Raw genomic sequence first — 18315 nt, forward strand, 5'->3', positions numbered from 1 at the left:
AATTGATTTCCATCAAAAAAGTGTGGTTTTTATGTGCTACTGTGCGCGCAAATAAAAACTATTACCTCGCCCTACAAAAAGGAAATCACAATGAAAAAAACACTTTGCGGCCTTGCCGTGCTTTCTGCTCTTGTTTCTACGAATGTTTTTGCCCACAAAGAAGGTGACTTTCTTGTGCGTGCCGGTCTTGCCGCTGTGGTGCCCAATGATAGCAGCGATGGTATTTTAGGCTCAAATGAAGAGCTTGCTGTGGACTCAAACGTTCAGCTTGGCTTAACAATAGGCTATATGATCACCGACAATATTAGCTTTGAAGTGTTAGCGGCTACACCTTTTAGCCATACTATTTCAACCAATCTTTTGAACTTAGGTGACATTGCTGAAACAAAACATCTACCGCCAACTTTTATGTTGCAATACTACTTTGGTGAAGCGTCATCGAAATTCCGTCCTTATGTTGGAGCGGGCATTAACTACACCATGTTCTTCGATGAAGGTTTTAACAGTACGGGAAGTGGTGCAACCTTAACGGATCTCAAACTCAAAGATTCTTGGGGTTTAGCGGCCAATGCTGGTTTTGATTATATGCTCAACGAACAGTGGTTTTTGAATGCGTCAGTTTGGTATGCCGATATTGAAACTGAAGCGACTTATAAGTTTGGCGGCATTGAGCAAAAAACCGATGTGACCATTGATCCTTGGGTATTTATGATAGGCGCTGGTTATAAGTTTTAGTGGTAGCAAGGTGATTAATAGAAGGCAGCGAGCGCTGCCTTTTTCAATTTCAAGCAAAAATTATATTGATAGTTATGTGCACTATTAAATGTACATATAATTATCATTTATGTTTATCTTGTTGATATTAAATTTAATTATTATAAGAATTCTTCGAGTTATTTTGGCTATTGTCTTTTTTGTGACCATTTTATTTGACGCTCGTTTTACACTATTTTTCCGTGCTACTGGCGAGGTTGGTTTTCTTGATCCATTTTCAATGAGCGAATCATTCGCAGTCACGTCGCTGGTGGTTGATTGGATGTAAGTCGTCAGCGGATGCTAATAATAACTCTCTAGGATTGAGAAATGAAAAAAGTACAACGTCAAATGAAGTGGCTATTCCTCGCAGCCTCTATCAGCGCAGCACTACCAGTATCAGCCGCGAAAATGGTGCAGGTTGATGATCCAAGTCTACTAGAACAAGCTTTATCCATGCAGGCTCGCAGTATTGTGCCAACACAAAATGGCTTTCAGGTGGTAAAAAGCGTCACTCTACCTAATGGTAAAGTCAAAGTCCGTTACCAGCAGATGTATCATGGTTTACCGGTCTTTAATACGTCAGTCGTAGCAACGCAAACTGAGAAAGGTATCGGCCAAGTTTACGGCATGATGGCGCAGCAAATTGATTCTGATGTGGTAAGTACTTCACCACAAGTTGAACAAAAGCAAGCGGTTAGTATTGCACTTACGCATTACCAACAACAAAACCCATCACTAACGAGTGCGGATCTTGTTACAGAAAACGAGCGTGCTCAATTGATGGTGCGTTTGGACGAAAACCAAATGGCTCAAATGGTTTATTTAGTCGACTTCTTTGTTGCAACCAATGAGCCTGCACGGCCATTTTTCTTTATTGATGCGAATTCTGGTGACGTATTACAAACTTGGGAAGGGTTAAACCATGCAGAGGCGACGGGTACTGGACCTGGTGGAAATCAGAAGACAGGTTTTTATCAGTACGGAACAGATTTCCCAGGGTTAGTGATAAATAAAGTAGGCAACACCTGTAGCATGGTGAATAGCGCTGTAAAAACCGTGGATATGAAGCATGCGACATCGGGTGGTTCAACGTTCAGCTATTCATGTACCGACGCGAGTAATTACAACGATTACAAAGCGATTAATGGCGCTTATTCACCGCTTAATGATGCACACTACTTTGGTAAAGTGGTGTTCGATATGTACAAAGATTGGATGAACACCACTCCATTAACCTTCCAGCTAACTATGCGTGTGCATTATGACAGCAACTATGAAAACGCCTTCTGGAACGGATCGTCCATGACCTTTGGTGATGGCCAAAATACATTTTATCCATTAGTGGATATCAACGTCAGCGCGCATGAAGTGAGCCACGGCTTTACCGAGCAGAACTCAGGGCTTGTTTATCAAAATATGTCTGGTGGTATCAATGAAGCGTTCTCTGATATTGCTGGGGAAGCAGCTGAATTTTATATGAAAGGCAGCGTTGACTGGGTGGTCGGGAGCGACATTTTCAAATCTTCCGGTGGCTTACGTTATTTTGATCAACCGTCAAAAGATGGCCGTTCTATCGATCACGCTTCTCAATACTACAATGGATTAAATGTTCACTATTCAAGTGGTGTATTTAATCGCGCGTATTATTTGCTAGCCAACAAAGCCAATTGGTCGGTTCGTAAAGGTTTTGAAGTGTTCACCGTCGCTAACCAGTTATATTGGACAGCAAACAGTACCTTTGACCAAGGTGGATGTGGCGTCGTAAAAGCGGCACAAGACTTAGGTTATAACAAAGCGGATGTGGTTGATGCCTTTAACCAAGTGGGCGTAAATGCTAGCTGTGGCGTAGTGCCTCCAACGGAGAATGTGCTAGAAAAAGGCAAACCAGTAATAGGGTTACAAGGTACGCGAAGCTCGGAAGCCTTCTATACCTTTACGGTCGCAAGCTCAACCAGCGCTAAAGTTTCGATCAGTTTGGGCTCAGGTGATGCTGATTTGTATGTCAAAGCCGGCAGCAAACCAACCACTTCTTCGTGGGATTGTCGCCCTTACAAATCGGGCAACAATGAACAGTGCACAATTTCTGCAACACCAGGAACCACCTACCATGTGATGCTCAAAGGCTATAGTAACTACAGTGGTGTAACGTTAAGACTGGATTAATCATCTTTATTGATTAAATTTAAAGGGGCACGAGTCAGTGCCCTTTGTTATGTAGGAGGGTATTCAACGATAGGTTGTTTAACAACCACGGTGTTTGTTTCTAGTCTTTTCTTGCCAGCTTCTCCGCCTCCACAAATTCGCCTTGTCTTAAGCATCGAAACACCGATTTGTTGTTATGGCTTGCTATCGATATAACCACAGCACTTTTGTTATATGTAGTGTGAAAATGTCGTTAGATAAATTGATGGACGCAATTGCCGATCAAGGTTGGTACATATGGGATGACTTTTTAACACCAGAGCAAACCAAAAACCTACGAGCATGTACGCCACCGCAGTTACAAGTGGCGCGAATTGGCAGGCACGATGCCTTGCAATTAGAGGTTGAAATACGCAACGATAAAATCCAGTGGATTGAAAACAGCATGGGCCTGCCTGTGCAAGACTATTTGCAACGTATGGAGCAAATTCGGCAAGAGGTTAACCGCCACTTTTTTCTTGGGCTATTTGAATACGAAGCTCATTTTGCCAAATATGAAATAGGGGCATTCTACCAAAAACACCTCGACGCCTTTACAGGTAACGCCAGCCGCAAACTGACGACGGTATTTTATATGAATGATCTGTGGTGTGGTGCTGATGCAGGTGAGTTGGTTATTTACGATGTTGAAGATCAGTATCTCGCGACGGTTGCGCCGATAGCGGGGCGTTTACTGGTCTTTTTATCCGAACGTTTTCCGCATGAAGTACAACCTACCAATGCTGAGCGTTTCAGCATCGCTGGGTGGTTTCGCATTAATGGCGTGACAGGCAACAAGCTCGATATTGCCAGTTAACGCAAAAAAGCTAATAAGTAAGCGTGGCTTTTGTGCTGCCACGCTCTTTTATCAGTCAAATTTGATCAGGGTAAAATGAGGATGTGAGCTTAATGCCTCCATCATCAATAAGGCATTGGTTTCAATTAAGTGTTCACTTTGCTCATTTTTCAACACAATGCACTCTTGTTGGTGTTCATTGCGCAGAGTGTCCATCGCGGTACCTGAATAGGTAATACCATTTTTTAAGGTGAGCTTGACGGGCAAATGAAACAAACACGCGAGCTCAATGTAATCATATTGACTGCAAGTGACCATTATTCACTCCTATGACGTTACGCGGGCTTATTAAGATACGCGTTTTGCAAAATGTACATGCGCTTTACGTCACGATATTGGCCATTAATGAAGAATTCTTCAACTAAGTGCCCTTCCTCAACAAAGCCGGCTTTTTGGTATAAATGGATGGCTTTTTCGTTTTCCGTCGACACATGCAGGTAGATTTTGTGTAGGTTCAAAATGGTGAAAGAGTAGTCTAATGCTTTGTTGATCAAGGTTTGTGCAAACCCTTTTCCTTGGTGCTCTGGCGTGATGATGATCTGAAACTCGCCACTGCGGTGAATGTAATCAATTTCAATTAATTCAACGAGACCGATCAGTTCCTTATCTCGGTTCTCAACCACAAACCGACGCTCGGCGTTATCGTGAATGTGCTTGTTGTACAGCTCTTCCAGCTCATCAAAAGATTCATAAGGCTCTTCAAACCAGTAAGACATAATGTTGCGGTTGTTATTGAGATCATGGATAAAGCGTAAGTCACCGCGCTCTAACGCTCTTAATGATAATTGATTATTCATAGCAAACCTTCATTGAACTAAGGCATTCATCTTATGCCGACTTTGTTGCAATACAAGTGGTTAGTCAGCAATTTTTTAAAATGTGTACGCTTACGTCTTGTGATCTGATGCCGCGAGATGAATCAGTTCGGTCAGCTTGTTGATGCTTTCCTGCCATGCCATGTTGTCTTCAAAGTTCGCTACACTGAAACGGATACAGTGTTGGAATTGCCCCTGCGTTGCAAAAAGATGCCCCGGCAGGAGGCTGATTTTGTTTTGCAGGCCACGTTGATAAAGCTCAAAACTATCGATGAATGGCGGAAGTGTCAGCCAGCATAAAAATGAACCTTCAGGTCGGCTTAATTGAAACTGCCCTTGCAGCGACGGGTAGTGATTGAGCGAGGTGGTGAGCAATTTGGCAAAGCGCTGCTGGTTCAGTTGGTACGTGCGGCGCATTTTGGCTAGATGTTGACGGTACTTACCACTTTCGAGAAATTCCGCTACGGCTGATTGGATTAAATTCAAGCTGCCCATATTCTCGCTGAGCAATATCTTTTCTATTTGTGCTTGATACTTTCCCGCTATGATCCAACCGATCCTCAGCCGTGAATCCAAGGTTTTGGAGAGCGAATTGATGTAAATAACGCGGCCTTTGCCATCCAGCATCTTCAAGCAAGGTATCGGCTTTTGAAAATACAGGCTACCAAACACATCATCTTCAATAATTGGTGTATCACCACTGACAGCCAAAAGCTGTTTACGTTTTTCCAGAGGCATTTGTGAACCGGTTGGGTTGTTAAAATTAGGCGTGACGAGAATCGCCTTAATCGGCCATTGAGATAGAGCTTGTTCGAGGGCGCTGATGTCGATGCCTTCGAGACTATGGCTGGGGATCTCCACCACTTTTAAGCCTAATGATTCAAGCAACAGCAGCGTGCCAAAATAACAAGGTGACTCAACGGCCACAATGTCTTCGCGCTTGGTTAATGCACGAAATGCGAGGCTGATGGCCTGCTGACCGCCATGCGTAATGGCGATTTCTTGTGCTTTGATTTGTAGGCCCAAATCTTGCGATATTTTTAGCAGTTGTTTGACTAAATGGCTATTACCTGGCGGTAGCTGATAGTGGCTAGGAATGTGCGTTTGCTGGCGGCTGTGGCGGCCAATTTCTGCATACAAACTACGAATCGCGGCGCTTTGCGTATTAGGATGCGCTGAACCTGCGGGCATGTGATGTTTCACTGTGGGTTGAACCAAAATTGATTTAGATAAAGAGAGCAGGTCAATGCTATTGGGTTGTGGCAGCGGAATCTCCAAAGGGGTTACAGCACCTTGGACTCGATAGCCTGAACGAGGCTGAGAGTAGACGACATTCATCGCTTCTAACTCTTGATAAGCACGAATAACGGTATTTTTGCTGACAGACAGTTGTTCGCATAGCTGGCGAATGGAAGGCATTTTATCGTGTGCGTGGAATAAACCATCGTCGATGGTCTGCTTAAGATGACGTTTTACCTCAGTATATTTAGGTTCAGTATATTTAGGATCCGTGTTTTTAAGCTTACTTTTCATTCTGTACCCACTAAATTATTCAAATCTGTGCCTTTTGCGAATAACTGTACCCAAATAAAGTAGCAGCATAGAATCGATTGTGGCTAGGAATTTTGTGATGTTTGTAAGAATGATCCCGTTCTTGTTTGTCGTGCTATGGGCATCTGGTTTCGTTGGCGCAAGGTTTGGCTTAATGTATGCGGAACCTGCCACGCTGCTCACGCTGCGCATGGTGGCGAACGTGGTGCTTTTTATTGGTTTGCTGTTATTGCTCAAAAGGCGCATTCCGCGTGGTCGCCATTTGTGGCATTCCTGTATAACGGGCGTGTTGATTCATGGTTGCTATTTGGGCGGAACCTACCAAGCGATTTCTTGGGGAATGCCAGCAGGTTTAAGTGCTCTGCTGGTGGGGACGCAACCCATTTTGACTGCGCTGCTGCTGGTTTTTATGAGTACAGAGCGCTTTAATCTGGCGCAGTGGTTAGGGTTAGCTCTTGGGTTTTCTGGGATAAGTCTCGTCTTGATGGGTAACATTGAGTGGCAATCGGAAGTACACAAATGGCCTGCCATTAGTTTGTGTTTGTTATCTCTGCTCGGCATCACGCTCGGCACCTTATATCAGAAAAAATTTTGCCAAGGTGTGGATATGATTGGCAGCGCTACCGTGCAATATGTGGCTGCGTTATGCCTATTTTTACCTTGGGCTTGGAGCTTTGAAACCATGCAAGTGCAATGGACACCGACCTTTATCATGACACTGGTATGGCTGGTTGTGGTGCTGTCATGTGTCTCTATTTTATTGCTGTTGTATATGGTTGAACACGGTGCGGCCTCAAGTGTGGCTTCAGTGTTTTATCTTGTACCGCCAACCACCGCCATTCAAGCATGGCTTGCTTTTGATGAATCATTGGATGGGTTTGGTGTTGCGGGCTTCTGCCTTGCCGTTACGGCTGTTTATCTGGTGGTGAAAAAGCCGAATCTGCTGAGAAAATTGGCGAAACCGGTATTTGAGCGTTCATAAAATTCACCCCTATAAATTGAACTTAGAATGGGGTGCTCTGCTGGTGGTTGGGTAATCAATGGATAATTTCTGACTCGCGGCGGCACCTAATGACTTTGCCAATTTTTTCAGATTGATCTTAAGCGATGCACTCAAAAATGCGCTGCCCTTCCTCTGTTTTCCTAAAATATTTTACTGTGTCATCTAGTTTTAAACTAAGTGAAACACAACTGTCATATTTGCGTCCTAAAGTGAGTTTCGTTCAATACACAACGGCAATAAAGCCTCTTAAGGATATTTGTGATGAAAAAGACAGTAATCGGTGCAATCGCTCTTTTAGGTGCATTGGCAGTTAACCCAGTTTTTGCAAAAGAAACCATTTCTGCTGTTGGCTCTAGCAGCGTAACGCCATTGATGGAAGTTTTCTCTGAAACATATATGAAGAAAAACGCGGACGTGTTTATTGAGGTTCAAGGCCCAGGTTCTTCTGCCGGTATTAAAGCCGCTAAGAACGGCAGTGCGGATATTGGTATGTCTTCACGTGGCCTAAAAAGCTCAGAAAAAGAAGCATCATTAGTTGAAGAAAAGATCGCGCTTGATGGTATAGCGGTGGTTGTGCATCCAAGCAATAAAGTAAAAGGGTTGAGTGCTGAACAAGTCTCTGCTGTTTACCGAGGCGAGATCACGAATTGGAAAGATGTCGGTGGTGAAGACAAACCTATCGTTGCAATTACTCGCGATACCGCATCAGGGACTCGTGGTGCATTCGAAGAGATTATGAAACTGACAAAAAAAATCTCAGACAAGACGGTATCTGCTATCTCTCAACGAGCTCAAGTAGCTAACGGTAACGGCAGTTTGAAAACTATGGTTGCGTCTAACCCTTATTCCATCGGTTACATCTCTCTTGGCACCGTTGATAACACGGTTCATGCCTTAGCGGTAGACGGTACTGATGCATCGGTAGATAACGTGAAAAATGGTTCATACAAAGTGGCTCGTCCTTTCCTTGTACTGTACAAAAAAGGCCAACCATCCGCTCAAACGCAACAGTTCCTTGATTGGATGCTAACGCCTGAAGCTCAAAAACTCGTTGCAGAACATCACTATATCGCAGTGAACTAATTGACTCTCCCATTCGACTTGAAGTTGCAGCGGCGTTGTTTCGTTCAGCCCAATCACATGCTTTATCCATGTGGATGGGAATTCACTGACTTGCTGTTTAGCCGCCACTTCAAGTTGTTTGGGGAAATAACTTTAAAAGTTTGCTTAGCCCATCGTTGGGGCTGAGCCTTTTCTATCCACGTCGATTCCATCGAATAGTGAGATTGATACTATGACCATCGCAACAAATAGTGAAAAGCTTATGAACAACGTTTCTACGCAAGCTTCCAAACGTGCACTTCGTGCTAAAAAGCGTGTGGACTGGAAAGAGCGCATTTTCCACGGGTTGTTTCTTACCAGTGCCATTATTGGCATTGTGTCTCTTGCCATCATTGCCTACTTCATTTTCCGCGAAAGTATTCCCGCATTTCAAGAAGTGGGTATCTCGGGTATCGTCCTTGGACAAGATTGGTTGCCGCCAGCTCTGTATGGTGTGGCAACTATGATTGTCGCTTCTGTGGTTTCAACGTTTGGTGCGGTTATCGTTGGTGTGCCTGTGGGCGTACTCACCGCTATCTTTATTGCCGAAGTCGCACCAAAACGTGTCGCGAATATCATTCGCCCAGCCGTTGAATTGCTCGCTGGTATTCCTTCCGTGGTCTATGGTTTCTTTGGTCTTGTGATTATTGTTCCTTTGATTCAGGACATTTTCCAAGTTCCTGCGGGCAATACCATTCTCGCGGGCATTATTGTGCTTGGTGTCATGATCTTACCGACGGTGATTACCGTGTCCGAGACTTCTATTCGCGCAGTCCCTCATGCGTACAAAGAAGGTTCTTTGGCATTAGGTGCATCCAGTATTTTTACCATCTTCAAATTGCTGGTACCGGCAGCTCGTTCCGGAATTATGACCGGCGTCATCTTAGGAATTGGGCGCGCGCTCGGTGAAACCATGGCCATTATTATGGTGATGGGCAACGCGCCAGCGATGCCTGAAGGTATTTTAGACTCAGCACGCACGCTGACAGCCAATATTGCGATTGAAATGTCTTACGCAAGTGGTGTTCATGCCAGTGCGCTTTATGCAACAGGCGTTGTGCTATTGGCATTCATCATGATCTTGAATGCCACATTGCTCTATTTAAACCGTGAGAGAGCGAGGTAATAGTGATGGATACAGTAAAACTAAAACGTGCCCGCCAGCTAAAAGATAACGTATTGAAAATATCTATTTGGATTGCGGCCGCTGTAACAGTCGGCTTCCTATTTTGGATTATCTGGTACATCCTTTCTAACGGGCTACAACACGTAGATTGGAATTTCGTTACTGACGATTACACCCGTACTGGCAATGAACACGGGATCTTCCCGATGATCATATCGACGATTTATATGGTGATCGCTTCTATTTCGGTGGCCGCCCCGTTGGGTATTATGACGGCGATTTATCTTACCGAATACGCCAAAATCGGTAGCCGCTTGGTGAAAGTGATCCGCTTTTGTACCGAATCTTTGGCGGGGATCCCCTCCATTATCTTTGGTCTATTTGGCATGACCTTCTTTGTGGTGATTCTAGGCTTAGGCTTCTCTATTTTGTCGGGTGCGCTAACGCTCAGCATTTTGATTTTGCCTGTGATCATTCGGACCACAGAAGAAGCGTTGATGGCCGTTCCTCAAACTTATCGCGAAGGTTCTTATGGTCTTGGAGCCTCAAAAATATACACCATTTGGCGTCTGATTTTGCCAAGTGCAATGCCCGGCATCCTCACGTCAATTATTTTGAGTATTGGTCGTGTTATTGGTGAATCGGCTCCTGTGTTTTTAACCGCAGGAATGGTGGCACGTATTCCTGATTCATTGCTCGATTCAGGCCGCACCCTAACCGTTCACCTTTACAAGCTCACAACAGAGCTGTTCACGGTTGAAGAGTGGAATCAAGCCTACGGCACAGCAACCGTGCTGATTGTGGTTGTGCTACTGATCAACATGGTGACGAAGCTAATCGCAAGACGATTTAATACCGCTTCTTATTAAGCAGAGCGTTGGGCGCGATTTACAGAATTTTGAGAGATAACAAGAATGAACAAATTTAATATTGAAAACCTAGACCTTTTTTATGGCGATAACCAAGCGCTAAAATCAATCAACCTGCCTATTCCAACTCGTCAAGTGACAGCGCTGATTGGCCCTTCTGGCTGTGGAAAATCGACTTTATTACGCTGTTTGAACCGAATGAATGACCTCATTGAAGGCGTGACTATCACCGGTAAATTGGCGATGGATGGGCAAGATATTTACGGCAATATTGATGTTGCAGATCTGCGTATCAAAGTGGGAATGGTGTTCCAAAAGCCAAATCCGTTCCCAATGAGTATTTATGAAAACGTGGCGTATGGGTTACGTGCACAAGGGATTAAAGATAAAAAGCACATCGATGAAGTGGTTGAGCGCTCATTGCGCGGCGCGGCGTTGTGGAATGAAGTAAAAGATCGTTTGAAGTCACATGCGTTTGGCCTCTCTGGTGGTCAACAACAGCGTTTGTGCATCGCACGTACGATAGCGATGGAGCCGGATGTGATTTTGATGGATGAACCAACGTCCGCCCTTGACCCGATTGCAACACACAAAATTGAAGAATTGATGGAAGAGCTGAAAAAGAATTACACCATCGTTATTGTCACGCACTCAATGCAGCAAGCGCGTCGTATTTCTGATCGCACAGCGTTTTTCTTAATGGGGGAATTGGTTGAACACAATGATACACAAGTGATTTTCAACAATCCTAAAGATGATAGAACCATGGGATATGTCAATGGCGATTTCGGCTAATCACTTATTGCAGCGACTAACCTGAAATAATAGCGGACTCATTATAACTATAAAGCGATGGTAACTTTGCCCCTCATACAGAGGGGCTTTTTTGTAGAAACTTCATGGCATACATATTCTTATCCGCAATATGTATTAATTGATTAATATTGGCTGAATCTTTAGGAAAAGAGGCAATACCGATACTGGTTGAAAGTTTTGCTCCCACTCCATTATCCACGAAGAAATTCTCTTTAAAACACGCTTTAATGTGGCGTTGCATAATGCTCAGTTCCATCGCATCTACGCTATGGATGATCAGGGCAAACTCATCACCCCCCATACGAAATACCGAATAATCAAAGGTTGGAATCGAATGTGTTAAGCGAAACGCTACTTGCTGCAACACACTGTCCCCTGCTTTATGACCATTTTGGTCGTTAATGGGCTTAAAGCCATTTAAGTCGAGAAGAAAGAGAGAGAAGGGGTTGTTGGTAGAAATTTGATTCAGCTCTTCAAACATAGCAAGGCGGTTAGCAAGCCCAGTTAGAGGGTCAGTTAATGCTAAGGTACGCTGAGCAACCGCTTCTTTATGAAAAATATAGCTAACTAAGCCAATGCAACCCAGCATCAAGAACATCAGCAGAAATTGTACCTGTGTTAGCCTATTTGCTTTTTCTTTTTGCTCTAGATAGATAGGGCTTTGCAGTTGAAAGTTTTGGTTTACATAGCCGATAACTTGGTCGTAAATCAAGTGGGCATGTTTTTCAAATACAGCCAATGACTTTTGATCTTTAACGGCCAGCAATAAGCTTTCTAATATTTTGAAATCATCAAAGTTGTTCTTAAAGAAATGCTGGGAATCCGTTCTACCCATAAAATTATCCGATTCCTTACTCGTTAGAATCAAGTCAAAACGGCTCCAAATCAGCTCATACTGCAGCCAAGTGTGCGCTCTCTTCTCCTGTGAATCTAAGTAATAAGGAATCGAAGCAACCAGCTCAGAATACTCTTTGGTGAGCTGGAATAAATACCAAGTTGCATAGTTACGTTGGTCGGTATAGGAGTTGGCTAAAGAGCGTGTGGTCGAAAGTATATACAAATTAGCGACGATCAAGGTGGCTGACAGGACAATCAACAGTGTTTTTGCCCGGTATAGCAAGGGGTGTAAAGTGCTGTGTTTTGTAAAATTCATTATTTACCGTGAATCAATAGTTTTTCTAACTGCCACACCATTTGGGTGTAATAAATGCCATTGTCTATTTGTGGATATTTATCTAGATTGTAGATCAGCCAAAACGGCCCCTTGTTTCTTATTTTCATTTCATCGCCATTCATGTGATAAGCAATAATGGGTTCATAGCGAGTTAAGTTTTCAATTGCAATATTAGCGGCGTAATCATTAATGGCCAAAAATGATACAGAAGAAACCTGTCCAACTTGCAAATGATTAATTAAATCAATAACTTTAAAACCAGTGAAAGTATTTTCTTTTGGTAACCAAGGAAGCTGAGTCGTGAAGGTTTCACGAGGCAGTATCTCTGCCAATTGTGCAAGAGAATAAGTAACCCGATCTTGGTTTGGGAGGGTAATAGTTAAGCTTGCAGCATGAACAAATAAGCTGAAAAAAATAAGTGGTAAAGCGGTTATCCATCTCATCATAAACTACCTTATTTACTTCTGCTTTTTTCTTAGAGCATAGGCTAAAAGTATAAGGTGATAATTTAATCAATGAAATTATTTTCTATTTATATTTCTGTTAATTTGGTCGAATCAATCTTTAGTTTAGAACAAAAAAATCCCCACATAAGTGGGGACTTGCATATTGAAATGTTATTAGTGCCGTTACTGCTGCATTGTTTACTAAAAAATGAGATGTGCTACACCAGCTATCACTGGCAGTGTAATGAGCGTACGCAGAATAAATATGACAAACAGCTCAAGGATGTTGACAGGAATTTTGCTGCCTAACATTAACGCACCCACTTCAGACATATAGATCAACTGAGTCACTGACATGGCTGCAATCACGAAACGTGTCATTTCATTATCAATGGAAGCTGCAAGAATCGCGGGAATAAACATATCCGCAAAGCCGACCACAATGGTTTGAGATGCTTGAACAGCCTCAGGTACACCAAGTAATTCTAGAAAAGGAATAAACGGTTGGCCCAATACAGAAAATACAGAGGTGTATTCTGCAACAATCAGAGCCAGAGTACCCAAGCCCATCACGACAGGTAGCACACCAAACACCATATCAACAGCGTTACGCATGCCTTCAGCGAAGATCGATTTCGCAGATTTAACTTGGCTTGCTTTCGCCAGTGCTAATTCCATCCCCCATGAGAACGAGGTATGTCCGTTTGGAACTGCATCGGCATCTTTAGCTGGAGAGGTACCATCAATATAAGTGTTCTTTTTGAAACTTAATGGTGGCAGGCGAGGAATGATGATCGCTGCAACAAAGCCTGCAAGGCAAATGGTGCCATAAAAAGGTAGGAACAGATGCTCTAGCTTAACTTGCGCAATAACGACTAAGCTGAAGGTAATTGAAACGGCAGAAAACGTTGTACCAACAATAGCGGCTTCACGCTGTGTGTAGAATTTGCTTTCGTACTGTTTGCTGGTCAGCAAAATACCGACACTACCGTCGCCCAACCAAGAAGCCATGCAGTCGATTGCGCTACGGCCTGGAAGGTTGAAAACTGGACGCATGATTCTGCTTAATAAACTACCAAATAGCTCCAGTAGCCCGAAGTTAAGTAGTAAAGGCAGCAAAAGCCCTGCAAAAATAAATACAGAAAATAAAGTGGGTAATAAACCCTCAAGAACCATACCGCCAGTGTTTTCTTCCCAGATAGCCTTAGGGCCGATTTGGAAAAACGTCATGATGACGGCGATACCACCAAATACACGGACGGCTAACCAAAGAGCCGATGGATTAAAAAGCCCATTTAAGAAAGGACTCTTTGTAATGAATGCAGGTTGAAAAATTTTACATAAAATGGAAGCTGCAGACATAAAGGCGATGATCACTGTCACTATTGCAACAAGGTAATCGCCCAAAATAGCTTGGATAGATTTAGCAAGGACGGCAACTGGAATGGTTAAGTCACCTTGGTAGCTAATTGGCGCCATAAACAAAAATAGACCAATTAACGAAGGGATGAAAAACATCCAAAAGCTACTTTGTGTTGGTGCTACAGGAGCTTCAATAGTTTGAGCGTTATCTTGCATGTCGTGTCTCGTATTACTGCGGGTCAATAGTCACCAACTGGTGGCATAAAAATGCACTAAATAGCTCTATTTAGTCATTGCAGGCAAGAATATCTATTTTTAAGATGGCTTGCAATACTATTCATTAATCAAGGTTAAGTATTCAAACAAAAGAGCTGTTATTCTCAGATAACATGGTCATTTGTTTTGTTATTGTTGCATTGGTTAATAATCTGTTGGTGGTTGAGGCGTGCGTTTTAAAAAGAGTTAAGGAGGGCTGAGGAAAATTGGGCGGTTAAGGTAAGAGGGACGGGTCAGTCAAAGGCCTTTAACCGTAGGCTAAAGGCCAAAAATGTATAGGTCCAATGAGCTTTATTGAGCTGTACTGATATTCAAACGTTGTAGGCTAACGCTGAGCGCATCATCGAATTGACTAAAGAAATTATCTTCACCGACCAAATCAACAATCCCCGCTTTTTTCAGTTTCATTGCAACACGAGTATTTGCACCAGAGATCAACACTTGCACATTCTTTTTATGGAAGTTTTCGATCATTTCCTCAATGGATTGCAGGCCAGTAATATCCATAAATGGAACCCATTTAAGGCGAATAATTAAAATTTCTGGCTGCTCTTGAATGCTGCTCATCACACGCTCAAAGGTTTCAGCCGCAGCAAAGAAAAATGGGCCTTCTAAGGCATAAACGGCGAGCTCTCTTGGTAACTGAGTTTGCCCATGACGAAGCAGCTCAGCACTGAGCTCATGGTGTGTACTGGCTTTTACCTCAACACTAGATGCCATACGTTTTACAAAGTGAAGGGTAGCGATGATCACCCCGATGTTGACGGCGACAACTAAGTCAGCAAACACGGTTAATCCAAAGGTTAGCAACAAAATAACCACATCGGCTTTGGGTGCACGTTTAACCAATTTAATAAAGTGGGGAACTTCACTCATGTTCCATGCTACGACGAACAAAATAGCACTGAGTACTGCCAGTGGAATATTGACGGCTAATGGTGCAAGTGCAATAAGGATAATGACCAGAGTGAGCGAGTGCACCACGCCCGAAAGTGGGCTTGTCCCCCCGTTGCGTATATTGGTTGCAGTACGTGCAATGGCGCCTGTTGCTGCAATACCACCGAAGAGAGGAGCCACGATATTAGCGATACCTTGGCCGACTAATTCTTGGTTTGAGTTGTGTTTGGTGCCCGCCATACCATCGGCGACCACCGCAGAAAGCAATGATTCAATCGCACCTAGCATGGCAATCGCAAAAGCAGGGCCAATCAATAGAATAATTTGAGAGAAGCTAACTTCTGGAAGCGAAAACTCTGGCAGTCCTTGAGGTATGCCTCCAAAAGCCGATCCAATCGTGCGGATCCCTTCAAAGCCAACAAAATATTGCAACACGGTAACGGTGACGAGAGCAAGCAGTGGCCCTGGCACTTTCGAGAGCTTCGGGATCTTAGGACCGAAGATAACCAGCGCGAGTGAAAATAACGCAAGGCCTGTTGTGGCCCAATCCATCTGCGGAAAGGCATGGAAAATAGACACTAATTTTTGATGAAAATGCTCACCTTCGATCTTGGGGAGGCCGAAGAATTCTTGCCATTGCCCAACCCAGATGATGACACCGATACCGCTGGTGAAGCCGACGATTACGGGGTCAGGAATATAGCGGATGATGCTACCGAGTTTTGCGACCCCCAGAACCAATAGAATCACACCGGCCATCATAGTGGCTATCTGCAACCCGCTGACCCCATACTGGCTAACAATTCCAGCAAGTATCACGATGAAAGCGCCCGTTGGGCCGGCTATCTGCACTCGCGAGCCGCCAAACAGTGAAACGATAACGCCTGCAATAATGGCGGTGTATATCCCTTGCTCCGGTTTCACGCCAGAAGCAATAGCAAATGCCATTGCCAGTGGCAGAGCGACAACCCCTACAATCAAACCTGCACTGATATTATTTAGCCACTGTTTTGGTCGTAGCAGACCGGCTTTATAGGATTCATATACGGCAAACATAATTGATAACCTTATTGAAAATAGGGGAAAATAGAAAGCGCGGTGGATTCTACGCTCATTTAAAATGCTGTAAAGAGGGGTGAATATTCAACTGAGGTTATAAATATAGTGGTTCGGCGGCGGAATTTTTACTATTTAGAGTTGTGGATGTGAGTCTATTTTCTTATGATTCACTGGGTAGGATGTTTTTTATACAGAGATGGAGTTTGTGATGATCAATAAACGTTTTTTTAAAACAAAAGAAGAAGTCGAAGTGACCTTTGAAGTGGACGCCCCAGATACGGCTGGCAATGTTGCGATAGTAGCGGACTTTCTTGACTGGCAACCAGAACCGATGAAAAAGGTGGCGAAAAGTAATAGTTTTAAATTTAAAACCCGTTTGCCTAAAGATGCTGAATTTCAATTTCGTTACTTGTTGGATGACCAACAATGGGTTAACGATCCTAGCGCTGACCAGTACATTGCCAATGGTTTTGGCGAGGAAAATAGCCTAGTAACGACTTATCAATAGGTTGTTGATAAATCTTGTGAAAGCGTGAAATATGATTAGGACAGTACTCATTTTTACGTGTAATTGTTGATTTATTATAAGGCACTCCGGTGCCTTTTTTGACCATAGAATCACACGATATAGGTGACTTTTGAAACAGAAAGTCTTAATCTTGAGGCTCTTTTGACTTAATCCACAGGATAGATAGTGCTTCCTCGTTCTCTCATTCTGCGCTTTTCTGAGCTTTCACTTCCAAAAAAAGCGTCGATTATTGGCCTACCGATTGTCGCGGCCATCGCATTTTCCTCGTCTATTCAGGATAGCTCCTTACAGCGCCAAATTGAGCTCTCTATTACCGAAACTCAAATTGTTCAGTCGATTTTATCTGATGCTATTGAGGTAAAAAATCTTCCGGATTTTGAATATGAGATTAAATCTGGTGACAATTTAAGTACTATCTTTAATCAACTTGGCTTTGGTTACCAAGACTTGATGAAGATTATGGAAACCGATTTAAACTACCTCGCATTGGATACGTTAAAACCTGGCAACATCCTCAGGTTTTGGAAAGCGCAAAATGGAAATGCGCTTTCCAAAATGGAGCTAGAATTTAGCCTAGTCGAGCGCGCGGTATATTCACGTTTAGATGATGGTACCTATGAGTTTCAAGATGTTAAAATACCGGGTGTATGGAAAGAGTTCGCCATGGTTGGCGAGATTCAAGGCAGCTTTTCTCAGTCGGTCAATTCGATAGGGTTAGGCAGCGCTGAGATAGAACAGATCGTTTCTTTACTTAAAGATAAACTCAATTTCTCTCGTGATCTTAGGGTTGGCGATCGATTTGAAGTGGTTCAATCTCGTCAATTTGTCGGTGAGAAATTGACGGGCAATCGTGAAATCCAAGCGATTAAAATCTACAGTCGAGGCAAAGACGTTTCTGCTTATTTACACCGTGATGGGCAGTACTATGACAAAAATGGCGATAGTTTACAGCGCGCATTTCAACGCTATCCGACGACAAATAAACGCATTACCTCTAACTTTGATGCGCATCGCCTGCACCCAGTCACAAAAAGAGTGGCTCCGCACAATGGTACTGATTTTGGTGTACCAGTCGGTACTCCGGTATTCTCGACTGGCGATGGTACGGTGATCATGACGCGTAAGCACCCTTATGCGGGTAATTACGTGGTGATACAACATGGCAGTACTTACAAAACACGCTATTTGCATTTGAGTAAAATTTTAGTGCGTAAAGGTCAGAAAGTATCGCGAGGTGAGCGGATCGGTTTATCTGGGCAATCGGGCCGAGTCACTGGGCCTCATCTGCATTATGAGCTGATGGTTCGAGATCGCGCAGTGAATGCCATGACCGCCAACATACCAATGGCAAACTCAGTGCCTAAAAAAGAGATGGCGGGGTTTGTTGCAAGGCGTAATGAACTCGATTCTATGCTTCAGCAGCAAGAACTGCGGTATGCCACCAGTGAGTCTTCGGCTGACCAAGAGTCTTAATTTGATAGCATAATGGATATTAGTA

18 protein-coding genes are annotated in these 18315 nt (G+C 43.5%); 11 read left to right on the forward strand and 7 right to left on the reverse strand.

Annotation, left to right across the window (positions count from 1 at the left end; genetic code table 11):
* Positions 1–90 precede the first annotated feature (90 nt).
* From ompW to AACT23_RS02665, 4 genes are all read left to right on the forward strand, one after another.
* Complete coding sequence (gene ompW / locus AACT23_RS02650; protein WP_026027932.1) at positions 91–735, forward strand: outer membrane protein OmpW; 645 nt, start codon at positions 91–93, stop codon at positions 733–735.
* Positions 736–898: 163 nt separating this feature from the next.
* Complete coding sequence (locus AACT23_RS02655) at positions 899–1042, forward strand: hypothetical protein (RefSeq protein ID WP_017044236.1); 144 nt, start codon at positions 899–901, stop codon at positions 1040–1042.
* Positions 1043–1083: 41 nt separating this feature from the next.
* Positions 1084–2919 carry a zinc metalloprotease EmpA gene (empA, locus tag AACT23_RS02660; RefSeq protein ID WP_094128041.1) on the forward strand — a complete coding sequence of 612 codons (1836 nt, stop codon included), beginning with the start codon at positions 1084–1086 and terminating at the stop codon, positions 2917–2919.
* Between the two features lie 226 nt (positions 2920–3145).
* A complete protein-coding gene (locus AACT23_RS02665) occupies positions 3146–3754 on the forward strand; it encodes a 2OG-Fe(II) oxygenase (RefSeq protein ID WP_176428649.1) in 609 nt (202 codons plus the stop codon).
* Between the two features lie 51 nt (positions 3755–3805).
* On the opposite strand, the gene AACT23_RS02670 is transcribed toward AACT23_RS02665, so the two are convergent.
* The 3 genes from AACT23_RS02670 to AACT23_RS02680 all read right to left on the reverse strand — a co-directional run bounded on the left by AACT23_RS02670 (position 3806) and on the right by AACT23_RS02680 (position 6141).
* The gene (locus AACT23_RS02670; protein WP_013868119.1) at positions 3806–4051 is read right to left on the reverse strand and encodes a Rho-binding antiterminator; all 246 of its coding nucleotides are present in this window, start codon (positions 4049–4051) and stop codon (positions 3806–3808) included.
* Between the two features lie 17 nt (positions 4052–4068).
* Positions 4069–4590: a spermidine N1-acetyltransferase gene (gene speG, locus AACT23_RS02675; RefSeq protein ID WP_013868118.1), complete on the reverse strand. Its 522-nt coding sequence runs from the start codon at positions 4588–4590 to the stop codon at positions 4069–4071.
* A gap of 90 nt (positions 4591–4680) precedes the next feature.
* A complete protein-coding gene (locus tag AACT23_RS02680) occupies positions 4681–6141 on the reverse strand; it encodes an aminotransferase-like domain-containing protein (RefSeq protein WP_094128045.1) in 1461 nt (486 codons plus the stop codon).
* Between the two features lie 97 nt (positions 6142–6238).
* Here AACT23_RS02680 and AACT23_RS02685 point away from each other — a divergent pair, with 97 nt between their 5' ends.
* The 5 genes from AACT23_RS02685 to pstB all read left to right on the forward strand — a co-directional run bounded on the left by AACT23_RS02685 (position 6239) and on the right by pstB (position 11053).
* Positions 6239–7141: a DMT family transporter gene (locus AACT23_RS02685; protein WP_026027683.1), complete on the forward strand. Its 903-nt coding sequence runs from the start codon at positions 6239–6241 to the stop codon at positions 7139–7141.
* A gap of 282 nt (positions 7142–7423) precedes the next feature.
* The gene (locus AACT23_RS02690) at positions 7424–8245 is read left to right on the forward strand and encodes a phosphate ABC transporter substrate-binding protein (protein ID WP_026027935.1); all 822 of its coding nucleotides are present in this window, start codon (positions 7424–7426) and stop codon (positions 8243–8245) included.
* A 211-nt stretch (positions 8246–8456) separates the two neighbouring features.
* Positions 8457–9389 carry a phosphate ABC transporter permease subunit PstC gene (pstC, locus tag AACT23_RS02695; RefSeq protein ID WP_017045968.1) on the forward strand — a complete coding sequence of 311 codons (933 nt, stop codon included), beginning with the start codon at positions 8457–8459 and terminating at the stop codon, positions 9387–9389.
* Between the two features lie 5 nt (positions 9390–9394).
* Entirely contained in the window at positions 9395–10258 is an 864-nt protein-coding gene (pstA, locus tag AACT23_RS02700) for a phosphate ABC transporter permease PstA (RefSeq protein WP_026027681.1), read from the forward strand.
* Positions 10259–10303: 45 nt separating this feature from the next.
* Positions 10304–11053 (forward strand): phosphate ABC transporter ATP-binding protein PstB, encoded by a 750-nt coding sequence (gene pstB / locus AACT23_RS02705; RefSeq protein ID WP_013868112.1) that lies wholly within the window; start codon positions 10304–10306, stop codon positions 11051–11053.
* A 73-nt stretch (positions 11054–11126) separates the two neighbouring features.
* On the opposite strand, the gene AACT23_RS02710 is transcribed toward pstB, so the two are convergent.
* From AACT23_RS02710 to AACT23_RS02725, 4 genes are all read right to left on the reverse strand, one after another.
* Positions 11127–12227, reverse strand: a complete 1101-nt coding sequence (locus AACT23_RS02710; RefSeq protein WP_094128048.1) for a GGDEF domain-containing protein — start codon at positions 12225–12227, stop codon at positions 11127–11129.
* Positions 12227–12694, reverse strand: coding sequence for a molybdopterin-dependent oxidoreductase (locus AACT23_RS02715; protein ID WP_013868110.1), 468 nt, complete (start codon positions 12692–12694; stop codon positions 12227–12229). Before AACT23_RS02715 ends, AACT23_RS02710 begins: the two co-directional genes overlap by 1 nt.
* A gap of 201 nt (positions 12695–12895) precedes the next feature.
* Positions 12896–14272 (reverse strand): YjiH family protein, encoded by a 1377-nt coding sequence (locus AACT23_RS02720; protein WP_094128051.1) that lies wholly within the window; start codon positions 14270–14272, stop codon positions 12896–12898.
* Positions 14273–14623: 351 nt separating this feature from the next.
* Positions 14624–16285 carry a SulP family inorganic anion transporter gene (locus tag AACT23_RS02725; RefSeq protein WP_013868108.1) on the reverse strand — a complete coding sequence of 554 codons (1662 nt, stop codon included), beginning with the start codon at positions 16283–16285 and terminating at the stop codon, positions 14624–14626.
* 211 nt (positions 16286–16496) lie between these two features.
* Here AACT23_RS02725 and AACT23_RS02730 point away from each other — a divergent pair, with 211 nt between their 5' ends.
* Together AACT23_RS02730 and AACT23_RS02735 are read left to right on the forward strand one after the other, a co-directional pair.
* On the forward strand, positions 16497–16796 hold the full coding sequence (locus AACT23_RS02730; RefSeq protein ID WP_026027568.1) for an isoamylase early set domain-containing protein: 300 nt from the start codon (positions 16497–16499) through the stop codon (positions 16794–16796).
* 186 nt (positions 16797–16982) lie between these two features.
* On the forward strand, positions 16983–18290 hold the full coding sequence (locus tag AACT23_RS02735; RefSeq protein ID WP_017050287.1) for a peptidoglycan DD-metalloendopeptidase family protein: 1308 nt from the start codon (positions 16983–16985) through the stop codon (positions 18288–18290).
* The last annotated feature ends 25 nt before the right edge of the window (positions 18291–18315 follow it).

The sequence above is a fragment of the Vibrio sp. V09_P4A23P171 genome, from assembly GCF_963875615.1.
In the GTDB taxonomy this organism is placed as follows: domain Bacteria; phylum Pseudomonadota; class Gammaproteobacteria; order Enterobacterales; family Vibrionaceae; genus Vibrio; species Vibrio anguillarum.